The 14612-nt window shown below is 58.0% G+C and carries 13 protein-coding genes and 1 tRNA gene; 8 read left to right on the plus strand and 6 right to left on the minus strand.

Features of this window, described 5'->3' with window-relative positions; translation table 11 throughout:
* Positions 1-264: 264 nt before the first annotated feature.
* A complete protein-coding gene (locus RBB82_RS03170) occupies positions 265-2043 on the plus strand; it encodes a S53 family peptidase (RefSeq protein ID WP_433973670.1) in 1779 nt (592 codons plus the stop codon).
* Between the two features lie 119 nt (positions 2044-2162).
* On the plus strand, positions 2163-3131 hold the full coding sequence (locus RBB82_RS03175) for a hypothetical protein (protein ID WP_433973671.1): 969 nt from the start codon (positions 2163-2165) through the stop codon (positions 3129-3131).
* 211 nt (positions 3132-3342) lie between these two features.
* Here the strand turns inward: RBB82_RS03175 and RBB82_RS03180 are convergent, their stop codons facing one another.
* The gene (locus RBB82_RS03180) at positions 3343-3663 is read right to left on the minus strand and encodes a carboxymuconolactone decarboxylase family protein (protein WP_433973672.1); all 321 of its coding nucleotides are present in this window, start codon (positions 3661-3663) and stop codon (positions 3343-3345) included.
* Between the two features lie 739 nt (positions 3664-4402).
* Between RBB82_RS03180 and RBB82_RS03185 the strand changes: the two genes are divergently transcribed.
* Genes RBB82_RS03185 through RBB82_RS03200 form a run of 4 tightly spaced genes read left to right on the plus strand, consistent with a single transcriptional unit; the run spans position 4403 to position 8278 of the window.
* Positions 4403-6715: a xanthine dehydrogenase family protein molybdopterin-binding subunit gene (locus tag RBB82_RS03185; RefSeq protein WP_433973673.1), complete on the plus strand. Its 2313-nt coding sequence runs from the start codon at positions 4403-4405 to the stop codon at positions 6713-6715.
* Entirely contained in the window at positions 6715-6954 is a 240-nt protein-coding gene (locus RBB82_RS03190; protein ID WP_433973674.1) for a hypothetical protein, read from the plus strand. Before RBB82_RS03185 ends, RBB82_RS03190 begins: the two co-directional genes overlap by 1 nt.
* The gene (locus RBB82_RS03195; protein ID WP_433973675.1) at positions 6951-7421 is read left to right on the plus strand and encodes a (2Fe-2S)-binding protein; all 471 of its coding nucleotides are present in this window, start codon (positions 6951-6953) and stop codon (positions 7419-7421) included. Before RBB82_RS03190 ends, RBB82_RS03195 begins: the two co-directional genes overlap by 4 nt.
* Positions 7421-8278 carry an FAD binding domain-containing protein gene (locus RBB82_RS03200; protein WP_433973676.1) on the plus strand — a complete coding sequence of 286 codons (858 nt, stop codon included), beginning with the start codon at positions 7421-7423 and terminating at the stop codon, positions 8276-8278. Before RBB82_RS03195 ends, RBB82_RS03200 begins: the two co-directional genes overlap by 1 nt.
* A 72-nt stretch (positions 8279-8350) precedes the next feature.
* On the opposite strand, the gene RBB82_RS03205 is transcribed toward RBB82_RS03200, so the two are convergent.
* Both RBB82_RS03205 and RBB82_RS03210 read right to left on the minus strand, forming a co-directional pair.
* The gene (locus RBB82_RS03205; protein ID WP_433973677.1) at positions 8351-8959 is read right to left on the minus strand and encodes a nucleotidyltransferase family protein; all 609 of its coding nucleotides are present in this window, start codon (positions 8957-8959) and stop codon (positions 8351-8353) included.
* Entirely contained in the window at positions 8938-10062 is a 1125-nt protein-coding gene (locus tag RBB82_RS03210; protein ID WP_433973678.1) for an XdhC family protein, read from the minus strand. Before RBB82_RS03210 ends, RBB82_RS03205 begins: the two co-directional genes overlap by 22 nt.
* A gap of 422 nt (positions 10063-10484) precedes the next feature.
* Here RBB82_RS03210 and RBB82_RS03215 point away from each other — a divergent pair, with 422 nt between their 5' ends.
* Complete coding sequence (locus tag RBB82_RS03215) at positions 10485-12104, plus strand: hypothetical protein (protein ID WP_433973679.1); 1620 nt, start codon at positions 10485-10487, stop codon at positions 12102-12104.
* A gap of 271 nt (positions 12105-12375) precedes the next feature.
* Positions 12376-12452, plus strand: a tRNA-Pro gene (locus tag RBB82_RS03220).
* 77 nt (positions 12453-12529) lie between these two features.
* Here the strand turns inward: RBB82_RS03220 and RBB82_RS03225 are convergent.
* The 3 genes from RBB82_RS03225 to RBB82_RS03235 are packed head-to-tail and all read right to left on the minus strand — an operon-like array spanning position 12530 to position 14442.
* On the minus strand, positions 12530-13138 hold the full coding sequence (locus tag RBB82_RS03225) for a carboxymuconolactone decarboxylase family protein (RefSeq protein ID WP_433973680.1): 609 nt from the start codon (positions 13136-13138) through the stop codon (positions 12530-12532).
* Positions 13135-13725 carry a carboxymuconolactone decarboxylase family protein gene (locus RBB82_RS03230; RefSeq protein ID WP_433973681.1) on the minus strand — a complete coding sequence of 197 codons (591 nt, stop codon included), beginning with the start codon at positions 13723-13725 and terminating at the stop codon, positions 13135-13137. The genes RBB82_RS03225 and RBB82_RS03230 overlap by 4 nt, the downstream gene beginning before the upstream one ends.
* A 15-nt stretch (positions 13726-13740) precedes the next feature.
* Positions 13741-14442 (minus strand): carboxypeptidase-like regulatory domain-containing protein, encoded by a 702-nt coding sequence (locus RBB82_RS03235; RefSeq protein ID WP_433973682.1) that lies wholly within the window; start codon positions 14440-14442, stop codon positions 13741-13743.
* Positions 14443-14612 lie beyond the last annotated feature (170 nt).

Genomic DNA, 14612 nt, shown 5'->3' on the forward strand with positions numbered 1-14612 from the left:
ACCAGACGATCGAAACCAGCATTGAAGCTGCAACCAATCGCCAGCGCCTGAGCGGAAATATCCGAAGCGCCGACTGATGCACCGCACGAATCACACTTCGGCAACGGCAACGTAAAACCATCTGCGGCCACCACTGTCACTAGCAATTTTTTAGTCCGCATTTATCTTTCTTCCCCACCAGCGCGGGCATACTATGGGTTCTCCAATCCCGCGCGCCAACCGCCCTCTCACAAATTCATCCCCGAAATTTGGAGATCTACACAAATGGCATCGAAAAAGAAGTCCGCACCTCATCTCTCACCCACACCCCGCACCGTTCTTCCCGGCAGCGAAAAAGCTCCCTTCGCCCAGACCGTCGGTGAAACAACCGCGCCCGCCTCGACCAGGATCACCGTATCTGTAGTCGTCAAGCGCAAGACTCCCCTGAAAGCTGCAAATCGCACCGGCAAACAGCGTCTTACTCACGCGCAATACAAAAAGAATCACGGCGCCGATCCAGCCGCCGTCAAGCTCGTCCGCGCCTTCGCAAAAGAGTACGGACTCACCGTCGCGCCCGACACCCCCGGCCCCGAACGCCGCACCGTCAAACTGACCGGCAGCGTCGCCGCCATGCAAAAAGCCTTCGGCGTCACCCTCCTCCACAAGACTCTCGACGGCACCACCTACCGTGTCCGCGAAGGCAGCATCACTCTTCCCGCCGAACTCGTCGGCCCCGTCGAAGCCGTACTCGGACTCGACAACCGCCCACAGGCAAACCCTCACTTTCGCATCGCCGGCGAAGCTGGCGACCTCACCGCAAAGACAGCCCAGTCCGGAGGATTCGCTAAGCCCCACGCCGGCACAGCCAACGTCTCCTACACTCCGATCCAAGTCGCGCAGATCTACCAATTCCCCGCAGGAGCCACCGCGACCGGCCAAACCATAGGCATCATCGAGCTAGGCGGAGGCTATAGAACCGCCGATCTCAAAACCTACTTCAAATCCCTCGGCCAAAAGACCCCCAAGGTCACCACCGTCTCCGTCGACGGCGGCAAAAACAGCCCCAGCAACGCCAACAGTGCCGACGGCGAGGTCATGCTCGACATCGAAATCGCCGCCGCCGTCGCACCCGGCGCCCACATCGTCGTCTACTTCACCCCCAACACCGACCAGGGCTTCATCGACGCCATCGCCACCGCCGTCCACGACACCACCCACAAACCCAGCGTCATCTCCATCAGCTGGGGCGCCCCCGAATCCGCCTGGACCTCGCAATCCCTCACCGCTCTCGACGCCGCCTGCCAGTCCGCCGCCGCCCTCGGCATCACCATCACCGTAGCCACCGGCGACAGCGGATCCACCGACGGCGTCACCGACGGTGCCAATCACGTCGACTTCCCCGCCTCCAGCCCTCACGTCCTCGCCTGCGGTGGAACCACACTCCAAGCCACGGGCTCCTCCATCTCCTCCGAGACCGCCTGGAACGAGCTCGCCAACAACGAAGGCGCAACCGGCGGCGGCATCAGCAACGTCTTCCCTCTGCCCACCTGGCAGGCCAGCGCGAAAGTCCCCAAACCCACAGTATCCGCCGGTGGCCGCGGCATTCCCGACGTCTCTGGCGACGCCGACCCCACCACCGGCTACACCATCCGCGTTGACGGCAAGAACATGGTCATCGGCGGCACCAGCGCTGTCGCTCCTCTCTGGGCCGGCCTCATCGCCCTCGCCAACGCGCAGAACGGAACCAGCGCAGGCTTCATCCAACCCGCCATCTACGCCGCAAAGGGCAAGGCCGCCTTCAACGACATCACCTCCGGCACCAACTACTCCGGCTCTCCCACCGGCTTCACCGCCGGCCCCGGCTGGGACGCCTGCACTGGCCTCGGCTCCCCCATCGGCACAAAACTCATCAGCATCGTGAACCCCTCAAGCGGCAGTTCCAAGGGCGGCGGAAAGAAGAAGCATCCCCCTAAAAAAGCCGCGAAGAAAGCAACACAGCAGGCCGCCGCAAAGACGACCATCGCAAAGAAGAAAACGACAAAGAAAAAGGCAAAGAAAAAATAGACCGAAACAAAATAGCTTCCTACCGAAACACTGGGTGTTCCATCAACACTGGGTGGCCCATCCTTTGCAGTCTTATCGCAAAGGGTGGGTTATCGAGCGAAGCGAGACCGCTCTCCGTTATGCAATCCGAATGTCGCCCTTCCGCCATCGCAAAAACACACGCCGAAAACCCGCCCACCCTGAGTAAACTAACTCCACCAATGAAGCCCCGAGCCCTCACCCTCCTGACGCTTCTACTCTTCCCTATCACCACCCTCGCGCAGCGAGGTCCTCTCATAGGCATCTTCGAAGCCGCATCCTCAGGCAAGGGCGACAACCAGGGCCAACCCGGAGTCCGCGTCCTCTTCTACCAATCCGGCCAGCAATGGCGGTCCTACAACGCCGCCTGCCACGAAGAAGCCTGCCTCAAAACCATCACCCACCTCTTCCCTGCCGTCACCACATGGACCCTGGTCAAAGACCACAAGCCCGTCGCCAAGGTAACCGCGACCACCCCAACCGCCTTCCACTTCTACTCTGAGATCGGCGTCCAGGCCATCACCAATCCAGGCGGTGTCGCCAACATCGAACCCAGCCCGAACCAAAACCAGCCCAGCCCACCTCACACCATCCTCGCAACCAATCTCCCCACCCTCAACGACCCCGACAACTGGCGTCCCTCCGCCTTCTTCCCACTCGACCTCACCCACGTCCAGCAAGCCTTCCGCAGACTCTACCCCCACCCGAAAAACTGCGCAGCCGCAGGCCAGGCCCCTGGGTATCATTCCTGGACCTACAACGACACCGACATCAAACCCGATGCCTCCTACATCTCCGACAAGAACTGGCACCTCTTCCAGGTCACCCTCGGAGGCTACCTCTGCGACGGTCCACCCGACGCCGCCTTCCTCGACCAGTGGTTTGCCATCTCACCCTCCGGCGAAGTCACTCACATCGGCCGTCTCATGCACTTCGCAGGCGCAGCAGACTTCGCCCACGAAGGCCGCTCCCAACTCCTCTTCGAGATTGAGGGTGACAACACCGGCGGCTATCGGCTCTTCTACGACAACTTCGCCCACCACGCCCACGCCCCAGTCACCTACCACTAGCCAACAACACCCCAACCCACGGCTGCTTTTGCTTTGTTCTCATTCAACTCATTGCTAAAAAATCGTCATCTCGACCGAAGCTGTTCACAGTCTCATCGTGAACAGCGCAGCGGAGAGACCCCCGTATTTCGCCTTTGTCTGTTTCATCGCCTGTCATTCCGCATCGTAGCGCAGTCGAAATGACGGGCGACCACAGCCGGAAGAATGAAACCTATTTCTCCACCTGTGCCCCACCAATGACATGCGTCGCATGAGTGATCGCTGCACCGGCACGCAGAGCCGCCGCAATCAACGCCGTCTCAGCCAGCTCCTCCTGCGTCGCACCGGCAGTCTCCGCGGCAGAACGATGCAACTCCAGGCAGTACGGACACTGCGTCGTCAACGCCACCGCAACCGCAATCAACTCCTTGTACTTTTTCGGAACAGCCCCATCCGCCATCGCCGCTTTATCAAACGCCCAGAAAGCCTTCACCGCATTCGAAGCTCCATCACCAAGCGCACCCAGCTTCTTCAAATTAGCCATGTCATACATCGCGTCACTCTCCTGATTGTTTTGAAATATCGATCTACTCGTACGACCCGCAACACAGCTCGGCAATTAGCTGTGGCGCGACTCCCAGCCAGTTTCGATTCACAGTCCAGCACGGTCAACTTCAGGCATCTGTTGTATCACCCAATCCCACCAAGCGAGCCTGAACAAACACGGAACTCGATGCGATCATGAAGTCTCGCGTCAAGCCCCAAACGCCGAAAACCCACCCCGTACGTGTGCCCATATCTCGATTTTGAGATGTGGCAACGCGTGGGGTGGCCCATCCTTCGTAGCTTCATCACGAAGGGTGGGTTATTCGCGCGGAAGCGCGAACCGCTCTCCTCCACTCCCGCTAGAGCAGCCCGCAATCAACCAACCCAAACCTCAAAGCCACCAAAACCTTGTCAAGCCCCAGAACACCGAAACCCCGCGTCAATCCAGCAGATTCGCGTGGCGTATGAGTTATCCCCACTCTTCTATACTGAATAGAGGCCTTCCAAATGGAAGACGGCAACGCGGACCCAGTGTCCGCCCGCCGTGACCAGATCGCCATCCTATTGAAAACAAGTATTTTGCGCACAACCCCTTTGGATTGAACATTTTGCGAGGACATTCTATCTGTAAACCACACAAATAGAAAGACTTGCTCCCAAAATACACCCCATGGGGAGGGGGGACCCCTCGTCACGATCCTCTCCTCCAACCAGCAAACTTCGTCTATCCTTATGCAACGCCACCCATGACTAGCCGCCCCCAGATCGTTGGCAGCTCCCCCATCCGCAAAGAAGGAAGAGACAAAGTTCTGGGCCGCGCCCTGTACGTCGACGACATCACCCTCCCCAACATGTGGTTCGGAGCCACCGTTCGCAGCTCCATCCCCCGCGGCCGCATCACCTCCATCTCCTTCGACCCTGCCATCCCCTGGCACGAATACACCATCGTCTCCGCGGCCGACATCCCCGGCGAAAACACCATCGTCCACCTCACAAAAGACCACCCCTGCCTCGCCGTCACCCACGTCAATCACTGCGAAGAACCCATCCTCCTCCTCGCTCATCCCAACCGGGCCGTGCTCCCCGCCGCCGTCGCCGCCGTCAGCATCACCTACGAAGAGCTCCCCGCCATCTACACCATCGAAGACTCCGAAAAGAAAGAGCAGATCATCTGGGGCGAAGGCGAAAACGCAAACACCTTCAAGACCTACCTGATGCAGAAGGATCAGAAGCCGATCCCCGACGAGATCTGGGAGACCGCCGACTATGTCGTCGAAGGCGAGTACCGCACCGGAGCTCAGGAGCAGCTCTACATCGAGAACAACGGAGTCATCGCCGAATACTCCGAGACCGAAGGAGTAACTGTAAGAGGCTCGCTGCAGTGTCCCTACTATCTCGTCCACGCGCTCGAACTGGTCTTCAATCTCCCAGCCGAAAAGTGCCGCGTCATCCAGACCGAAACCGGCGGAGCCTTCGGCGGCAAGGAGGACTTCCCCTCCGTCATCGGCAGCCACGCCGCTCTCCTCGCAATGAAGTCCGGTCATCCCGTCAAACTCTGCTACGACCGCTCCGAAGACATGGCCGCCACCACCAAGCGCCATCCCTCCCGCACCCGCCACCGCACCGCCGTCAGCAAAGACGGCAAACTACTCGCGGGAGAGATCAACTTCGCCCTCGACGGAGGAGCCTACGCCACCCTCTCGCCCGTAGTCCTCTCACGAGGCACCATCCACGCCCCCGGCCCCTACCACTGGCCTCACCTCACCGTCCGCGCCAAAGCAATGGCAACAAATATTCCGCCACACGGGGCCTTCCGTGGCTTCGGCGCACCGCAAAGCATCTTCGCCCTCGAACGCCACATGGACAAGATCGCCAAAGTAGTCGGCCTCACTCCGGAAGAGCTTCGCCGTCGCAACTTCCTCGGCAGCGGCGATCACACCGCAACCGGACAGCTCCTCAAAGATCCCGTCGACATGCAACACCTGCTCACGAGAGCACTCGAAGAGTCCAACTACCACGCCAAACGCAAGCAGTTCGACCGGGAGAACCCAACCAGCACCATCAAGCGCGGCGTGGGCTTCGCCACCTTCTTCCATGGCGCAGGCTTCACCGGCTCCGGAGAGCGCCGCCTCAACTCCCTGGTCGAGATCGAGATCACTCCCGAGGGCCAACCCCGCCTCCTCGTCTCCTCCACCGAGTTCGGCCAGGGCACCAACACCATCCTCTGCCAGGTCGCCGCCCAAACCCTGCGCCTTCCCTACGACCAGATCCTCATCGCCCAACCCGACACCAGCCTCGTCCCCAACTCAGGCCCAACCGTCGCCAGTCGCACCGCCATGGTCGTAGGTAAACTGGTCGAGCGCGCCGCTCAGTCACTCTGCGCCACCCTGGTCTCGAGCGGCCACCTCAACCACGACTACACCCCCAGAGACTTCCGCCGTGCCGCTCTCCACTATCTGGCAGAGTTCGGCACACTCAAGGCCGAAGCCCGTTACCAATCTCCCGGCGACATCTTCTGGGACGACGAGAACTATCGAGGCGAAGCGTATCCCGCCTACGCATGGGCAGTCTACGTAGCCGAAGTCGCCGTCGACACCACCACCTATGCTGCCAGCGTCACCCACTTCTACGCCCTGCAGGAGGTCGGTAAAGTCCTCCACCCAATCCTCGCCGCCGGCCAGATCGAAGGCGGCGTTGCACAAGGCATCGGCTACGCCCTCTACGAGAAGTGCCTCTGGCACAACGGGCACCTCGCCAACAACCAGATGACCAACTACATCATGACTACCAGCGCCGACGTACCCCCCATCCATGTCTCCTTCGAAGAGATCCCCTCCCCCCACGGCGCCTTCGGCGCAAAAGGCATCGGCGAGCTACCTATGGACGGCCCCGCACCCGCCATCCTTAATGCCATCGAGCACGCCACCAACATCGCCTTCACCGAAATTCCGCTACAGCCAGAAGACATCTTCGAGCGCATGACAAGAATTTCCGGTGCTGGTACTGAATCTCTGGATGCAACCGTCGCTGGCCCGATATTCAGCGAGGTCACCGCGTGATGCACTTAGACATAATCCACCGGGTCCTCGTCGTCTACATCCTCCTGTTCGGTCTCAGCGTGCTCTACGTCACGTGGTTTACCAATGCCTTTATAGACAGGCGAAGGATCTACGCGCTATCAAAGAGCGAACAGGCGAAGGCTGTTCCACTCCGGGTAGGCCTCATCACTGCTCTGGGTATGGTATGCGTCGCATTCGCAATTGATGTTTTATTTGTTCGACAAGGCCTCTTCCGATGACCTCCGTCCAATTGACCATCAACGGCCACAAAAGAACCATCGAAGCACCGCCAATGAAGCGCCTGCTCGATGTCCTTCGCGAAGACCTTTACCTCACCGGGGCCAAGGAAGGGTGTGGCGAAGGCGAGTGCGGTTCCTGCTCCGTACTGATGAACGGCGATCTAGTTAATTCCTGTCTCGTCCCTATCCTGCAAGCGGAAGGCGCGCAAATCACCACCATTGAAGGCATCGCAATCGACGAAAAACTTCACTCCATCCAGCAGTGTTTCCTCGAAGAGGGCGGAGCACAGTGCGGCATCTGCACTCCCGGCATGATCCTCGCCACCCATCACATGCTTCAAAAGTATTCGCAACCAACTCTGCTACAAATTCAGGAAGGTCTGTCTGGCAACCTTTGTCGCTGCACAGGCTACAACCGGATATTCAACGCGGTTCGGGCCGCTGCTCTCATCGGAGCCGCAGAATAATGCGCTCCAACGTAACCCAGTACGACCTCATCGCTCCAAAATCTCTCGACGCTGTCCTGCAGATTCTCGCTGATTCGCCAGACCGCTACACTCCGATCGCAGGCGGAACCGAACTGATGGTCGCTCTCGGTGCCGGGCATCTCCAACCTAAAAAACTTATCTCAATCTGGAGTCTCAAGGAGCTGCGTTTCATTGAAGAAACCTCTGACGCCATCATCATCGGTGCTGGAACCACCTTCACCGACATTCGCAAACATCCGGTGATAACTCAAGAGCTCTCGCTGCTGTCGCAAGCCGCAAGCTGGACCGGTTCTATCGCCAACCAGAACCGTGGCACTCTCGGCGGCAACATCGTCAATGCCAGCCCGGCCGCCGACTCTCCGCCCGCACTCCTGGCCTACGATGCAGTCCTAACCCTCGTCTCAGCCGGAGGAACCCGCACGCTGCCTTACCGTGACTTTCACCTGTCTTATAAGAAGACCGCACTCGCATGCGACGAAATTCTTCTCAGCATCGCACTCTCACGTAACACATCAGGGTACAAAACCTATATCCGTAAGGTCGGCACCCGCAACGCCCAGGCCATCTCCAAGGTTGCCATCGCCGCACTCGCCCATGTGAGTAACGGACGTATCGAAGACATCCGCATAGGAAGCGCTAGCCTGCGCGAAACTCCAGCACGGCTCGTAGCTACCGAGCAATCCCTCCTCAATCAGCCAATTACGCCCAAAACGATTGCCAGAGCTCGCGCAGTAGTTTTAAGCGAAGTCGTCCCAATCGACGACATACGCAGCACAGCGAAATATCGCGCCGCTGTGGCCGCCAATCTTATCGAAGAATTTCTGCTCACCCTATGATCATAGGCAATGAGGAACCCGGCTCCCGCTGCTCATGGGGGCCAAGTCTTGAGTCTTCTTTAGACGCCGCCTTCACAAAGGGTAGCGGTCGAATCCGCCAAACAACATCCGTGCTCGTTGTAAGTCTTCATGCGTATCGACATCCAATTCCCCGTCTGCTAACTCCTCAAATCCCGCATCGAGCAGCAAATTCCTCGCCCCAACATCTCCGTGCAACGTCATGAGCCTGCCAAAATACCCTGCGGGAAAATAAGCTGGAATGCCGTTTCTGCCTGCGTACCGCGAGGCCGTTATCTGATCCTTCGCCGTAATGAGATGCAGATGATGTGCCGTTACTGCTGGTTGATCACACGTCATCAGAACCACCCCTTCGACATCTTCAGCCAACGTCCGCAGAGTCTGAACGCCGAGGCGAACCGAAGATCCCATTCCCTCGGCCCAATCCGTGTTGATTACAAGCTCTACATCTTTGAGCAAACAGTGATCGCGTATTTGAGCGTGAATAGCCCCGAGGACCACAACCACTGGTGAGCAGCCTGCCTCTCGGGCAATCCTTACTGATCTCTCCAACAGAGTCTCGCCGCCCAAGATTACCAATTGCTTCGGTTCACCTAATCTGGTGGAAGCACCTGCCGCTAACACCACCGCTGCGACGCTCCTCACGCAACGTCCATTGCACACTGCACCGGCAGATACCGCGTGCCTCCACCTTCCCTGACATGTCTCTCGACCTCCTCCGGTAGCAGCCGCCGCGAAGCACCTGGTTTCCCCATGCAACTTGCCTGCACCTCGGCGATGACTGCCAATGCAATCGCCTCCGGCCCATCTCCACCCAGATCAAGACCTACCGGAGCGTAGACCTGCGCACAGCACTCAGCGACCGTCCACTTAAGCATTCCAGCCACCTCACTCATCAGCAACGAACTCCGATGCCGGGCACCCAACAATCCTAGATATCTAGGCCTTACCGGCAACACCGCTGCGAGAAGATCACGATCCTGCTCATAACTATGCGTCATCAGGACGATTGCATCATTTGTTCGAATCCCGAGCGTTCCATACGAACCCTTCGATACAGTCATGACGCGATCCGCTTCTGGAAAACGCTCCCACCGTGTCAGCTGTGCACGCCCATCCGCCACTGACACACGCCACCCAAGCAATGCCGCCATACTAACCAATGGCTTCGCGTCATCACCTGCGCCTAACACAAACAACCGTTGTGGGGCGAGAATTCGCTCTTCGAAAATTCCCACGGGAGCGCCATTTACATTGTCGCGCCCCAAAACTGTGGCTCGTACGGCGACCAGTTCAGGCTCCGTCAATCGATCGCTAGCGAACGTGTAGTTTCCATTCGCATCAAGTATCGCCCGCTGCAGCTCTCTTCCGTCCCGCGGCAACCAGGTCAAGACCGTTAGGTCTTCCCCGGCAACGGTCGCTTCCAAAGCTGCCATCAATGCTTGGCACTCTGGAGTATTTGCAGGCTCGAGCAACAGGTCGACAACGCCACCACATCCCAGACCAAACGGTATGTCAGCAGGGTCATCGAACATAGTGGAGTAGCGTTCCACGATGGCACCGTTGCGCACCATCCACTCCGCTTTACGAACAACCTCCGTCTCCAGACAACCTCCGCTTATGGTCCCTGTATACTCTCCGGACGCTCCCAAAAGCAGACGCGCTCCTGGCCGCCGATAGCTTGAACCCTCAGCCCGCACCAACGTCACCAACACCGATGCCCCACCTTGCTGCCACAATTGCACGATCTGTCGAGTTTCTCTCATGAAGAGAACCTCCCCTTTTTAGCTTAGCCCATTCAGAACTGAAAGGCTTGTGATTCACAGCGTGAACCCGCCACTTCAGGCTTGTCGCCGCTGCTCTAACATTTTGGCTTTCTCTTTACGGCAAAAAAAATAGGTACTCAGGAGATTCGCCTCCTTGCCGTGATCCTATTCACCCTTGGTATTCTGAGGCGGACAGGCTGTGGATGCTCCGGCACCACATTTAAGACCCATACGATCAACATAACCTGCACTTGCATCACCTTTACGCACTCCCCAATCCACCTCGGTCGTCCTGTCAGTCGGCGAGTAAATCTGGTTACCGCCCGTCCTGCTGGTTACAGGCGAGTGGTGATCACTGAAACCAGGAAGCACCGCAGTTGGAGGATTCATAACCTATGTATTTCCGCCCCGTGAGCCCCCGTATGTCGAGTTGCCAAGCCTCACACTCCGGAATCTTCTCCAAGGCCAGAGTCACGCTTCTCGTTGCACTAGCCGCTGCCTTCATCACGGCCTCGACGTCGTCCGCTATGGCCCAGGCCGTTAAGACTGCCGGCACGCCGCCGCCCGAGCTCACCCGCGTCGATATGTATGCTGGCTACGGCTACATCCATCCGGTCAACAGCGACATCAATAACTTCTTCTATCAACCCATTAACCCGAGCCTTGTCGCCAGTACGAACCTATTCTTCAACCGATTTCTGGGTGTACAGGTCGAAGGAAACTTTTCTCGTAACGGCCCAAATGACTCCATCTACACAGCGGGAGCCGGTCCCATCTTTCGTTACCAGAAAAACCGCTTCGTTCCCTTCGCCCACGCTGTGGTCGGTACGGCCAGGCTTCGCGGCCCTTCGCTTCAACATGGTGAATGGGGATGGGGTGTCACAAGTGGCGTTGGTGTCGATTACATTCTTCCTTTCTTCAACAACCGCTTCGCTGTCCGGCCCCTCCAGGCCGACTTTCACTACACCCATGTAGACTTCGGACCCGTAGGACCTGACCCTCTCGTTGGCGGACTTGGCCAGACCTTCTCCTACCGTCTCTCTGCTGGCGGGGTTCTCCGCCTCGGTCAGATAAATCCCCCGCCACCGGTTCAACTCGGCTGCAGCGCTCAGCCCGCCAACATCTTCCCCGGTGATCCCGTCACGGTTACGGCAACGGCCGCCAATCTCAATCTGAGAAAGAAGGCCACCTATACCTGGAGTACCAGCGGAGGGCAACTCACCGGCAGCAATGAGACCGTCAACGTAGTCACAGCAGCTCTCCCCCCCGGCGACTACACGGTCACCGGCCACGTCTCCGAAGGCATCCGCCCCGGCGAGCAAGCTGACTGCACCGCCGGCTTCCGCGTTCACGCCTACGAACCACCAACCGTCAGCTGCTCCGCGAATCCCAGTACTGTTTTGCCAGGCGATCCCTCAACCATCACATCAGTCGCCTCGAGTCCACAAAACCGCACCATCACCTTCTCTTATTCTTCTTCTGGCGGACAAATCTCGGGATCCACTTCGTCTGCAACACTCAATACCAATGGTGCCCCAGTTGGGCCGATTACTGTGACCTGTAATGCCGTCGACGACCTCGGCAAACAAGCCACCGCGACCACCACTATCACCATCACGACTCCTCCTCCACCACCCCCGCCACCCGTACGCCCCCTCTGCAGCGTCTCCTTTGAGCGCGATCAGAAGCGTCCGGTCCGCGTCGACAACGAAGCTAAGGGCTGCCTCGACGAGATCGCCCTCACACTGAACCGCGACACCACTTCCAGGCTAGTCATCGTCGGTAGGCACTCTGCCGACGAATCCCCTGATGCCGCGGCCCAGCGCGACCTCAACGTCGAGCAGTACCTGTCTGACGAGAAAGGCATCGACCCTTCCCGCATCGACATGCGCACCAGCGGTGAACCTGGCCGAGTCCTAGACAGCAGCTTGGTCCCTGCCGGAGCGAGCTTCATTCCGGGAGATACCACAACCTTTGATTCGAATTCGGTAAAACGGCAGGGCCAGCCATACGCAAAGCCGAAGGTCAACAAAGCTCACTAGCCGCAGCGAATCTGTTCGACGTTGCAACACTCAACGACGGGAAGCCATATGGCTTCCCGTCCAATTTAATCCGCTTAACCGCTAGGCTACCGAATATCCCCTGGACGTTCGAACAAAGGCACAGCGAATCAGCCCGATGCACTCATGAGACCTCAACCCCCGAGATCAATATCTGCTAAACTAACTCAGTCGGTGTCGTGATCCAGCAAGCTGCCCGCGAGCTTGAGCCTGACGGAAAGCACCTCTCATCGACATCTCACCGCAGTACATTCGGGGCGTAGCGCAGTCTGGTAGCGCACCTGGTTCGGGACCAGGGGGTCGGAGGTTCGAATCCTCTCGCCCCGACCATTTCTCTCACCCTTTTCGGGAACATACTAACGATGCCCTGGGGTTAGATTCGGGACTCACGTAGACAGGTAAGAGCGTTAACGGTCGTATCCAACCATTGCCATGCGGGAGGCCAGATTCTTGAAGGCTTCGTCGCTAACGGGATTCACGCCGGTTGCTGAGATCCAACGATTGTAGAAGTTGAATAGAGCGCAGGCAGAGATGGCGTAGAAGATTGAAGCGTCGTCCCAACCAGCGGCGTTCAGTTGTTGCGTGTCTGTCGCGGTGATGTAGGATGGGGCCAGAGTGACCTTGCGGACAAATCGCAGGAGTTCCTTCTCTTTGTCGTTGAGGTTGGAGGCGTCGAGGTCGCGGATGACGGACCAGACGAGCGCCTCATCACCCAACAACTGAGAGGCTACGGCAGCGTGAGTCTTCATGCAGAACTCACATTGGTTGAGAGACGATGTATAGGCGGCGATGAGTTCTCGAAGGCTGGCGCTGATGGGGCACTCTTTGTGCATGAGAGTGTGTGACAGGGCGGCGAGGTGATGGGCGGCTTCAGGATCGAAGGAGATGCCAGGTCTGCCAATAGTCTGCCCCGGAGGCTTTCGCATTTTCGATGAGATCGCGGTAGGCGCTGGGCTTGGGATTCTCTTCGACTCCGCGAAGACATATGGGTGCCTGTTCAGTTTCAACATATTCATGCCTTCTCCTTTGGGTGGGCCAGGTTGGGACTGAGATCCAGGAGGTGCTGGGACGGCAGCCCGAAGGCGTTGGCGACGCGGTTGAAGCAGGCAAATAGAGCTGAAATGTGGACTGCTTCGGCGATCTCCTGTTGGGTCCATTCGGAAGTGCTCAGCAGGTTGATGTCATCAGGAGAGATCCTGTGAGACTCATTCGTGATCTTGCCTACGAACTGGAGCATGCAACGCTCTTTGATATTGATCTCTGAACTGTCTAGTTTTGAGTTGAACAACGCAAGCAATAACTCATCGCTCCCTCCTTGGTTTCGCAGGGAGAGTGCGTGGCTGTCGAGGCAGTAAGGGCACGCGTTGAGCACCGAGACGTGAGTCGCAATCATCTCCTTGACTTTGCGACTGAGGTGACTCTCGGTGAAGAGAAGGGTAGAGGCGAGTGCGATCATCTGCTCCAAGAGCGGAGGATGGGTCGCGAAACATTTCAGGATTCCTGGGACATGGTCGCGGCCAAAACGAGCTCGGTAGTCAGCATATGCGTCAGCTACTGCTCCCGTAGCTGCGCCTTCTTCCACGATGGGTATCGTTGTCATCATTGTTGTCATCGAGAATCAAAAGGTTAGGCGTGCTGCGAGTTGGAATGCCCTTTGGGCCGCCGGAGCCGAAGAATCCACCTGCGGTTGTAACTGCGGAGTAAAAGTTTGACTGGACTGTCTGTGCGGGCTGACCGTTCTGCGCCGGCTGAAAGGGGCCGATGGAGATATTGCGTCCCGGTAGTTGTTATTGCTGGTCCCGCGGATGCCTCCCGCTGAGCTTACTTCGAGCGTGTTTGTCTTGGTGGGGTCGAATGTCGGTTCAGGGCGGTTACCTGGTAGAAGATATGCGAGTTCGAGTAAGTTCCTGCCGTTGAGGGGAATAGCTGAAATGGTCTGTGACGTGATTTGCCCCTGAATGATGGACTGGGTGAGATCGGCGGCCTGATTGTCCCCGGCGACATTGATTGTCTCTTTAGCACCTGCGGCATGCAGGCCGATGTCGACTGTTTGTGTCGCGCCTGCTGCGAGGATAAGGCCATGGGTCTCGGTCGTGGCGAAGGTCGGACTCTCGACTCGAAGGTCATACTTTCCGACTTCCAAGGAAGGGAAGACGTAGAGACCTTCGGCATTGGTTTGCGTCTCGCGTGAGGTACCCTGGGCCAGGTTTGTGACGGTCACTTGCACCCCGGCGACCTCAGACCTTGAGGGTCGGTCACTCTGCCGTTGAGCGTACTGCTGGGAAGCTGGCCGTAGGCCATGATGGTCGCTAACCGACAAAAAAGTACTTCAAGTGTCGTACGCATCGTGTCACTCCAACATCCAAGATGGGTCTAGACGGTGCACTCCAGAGAATTCGCCGCTGAATATCATGGTTGAATCACAACGATGCAACATTACCGACACGTCTTGACGTTGTCGTCGGCCAGTCGATGGACATATGTTTCAAT

It is taken from the genome of Tunturiibacter lichenicola (assembly GCF_051013355.1).
GTDB lineage: Bacteria > Acidobacteriota > Terriglobia > Terriglobales > Acidobacteriaceae > Edaphobacter > Edaphobacter lichenicola_F.

What these genes read in the sequence shown, in the direction of transcription:
- RBB82_RS03170 (WP_433973670.1), top strand. Translation starts at nt 265, where the DNA reads ATGGCATCGAAAAAGAAGTCCGCACCTCATCTCTCACCCACACCCCGC.
- RBB82_RS03175 (WP_433973671.1), top strand. Translation starts at nt 2,163, where the DNA reads ATGCAATCCGAATGTCGCCCTTCCGCCATCGCAAAAACACACGCCGAA.
- RBB82_RS03180 (WP_433973672.1), bottom strand. Translation starts at nt 3,663, where the DNA reads ATGTATGACATGGCTAATTTGAAGAAGCTGGGTGCGCTTGGTGATGGA.
- RBB82_RS03185 (WP_433973673.1), top strand. Translation starts at nt 4,403, where the DNA reads ATGACTAGCCGCCCCCAGATCGTTGGCAGCTCCCCCATCCGCAAAGAA.
- RBB82_RS03190 (WP_433973674.1), top strand. Translation starts at nt 6,715, where the DNA reads ATGCACTTAGACATAATCCACCGGGTCCTCGTCGTCTACATCCTCCTG.
- RBB82_RS03195 (WP_433973675.1), top strand. Translation starts at nt 6,951, where the DNA reads ATGACCTCCGTCCAATTGACCATCAACGGCCACAAAAGAACCATCGAA.
- RBB82_RS03200 (WP_433973676.1), top strand. Translation starts at nt 7,421, where the DNA reads ATGCGCTCCAACGTAACCCAGTACGACCTCATCGCTCCAAAATCTCTC.
- RBB82_RS03210 (WP_433973678.1), bottom strand. Translation starts at nt 10,062, where the DNA reads ATGAGAGAAACTCGACAGATCGTGCAATTGTGGCAGCAAGGTGGGGCA.
- RBB82_RS03215 (WP_433973679.1), top strand. Translation starts at nt 10,485, where the DNA reads ATGTCGAGTTGCCAAGCCTCACACTCCGGAATCTTCTCCAAGGCCAGA.
- RBB82_RS03225 (WP_433973680.1), bottom strand. Translation starts at nt 13,138, where the DNA reads ATGAATATGTTGAAACTGAACAGGCACCCATATGTCTTCGCGGAGTCG.
- RBB82_RS03230 (WP_433973681.1), bottom strand. Translation starts at nt 13,725, where the DNA reads ATGATGACAACGATACCCATCGTGGAAGAAGGCGCAGCTACGGGAGCA.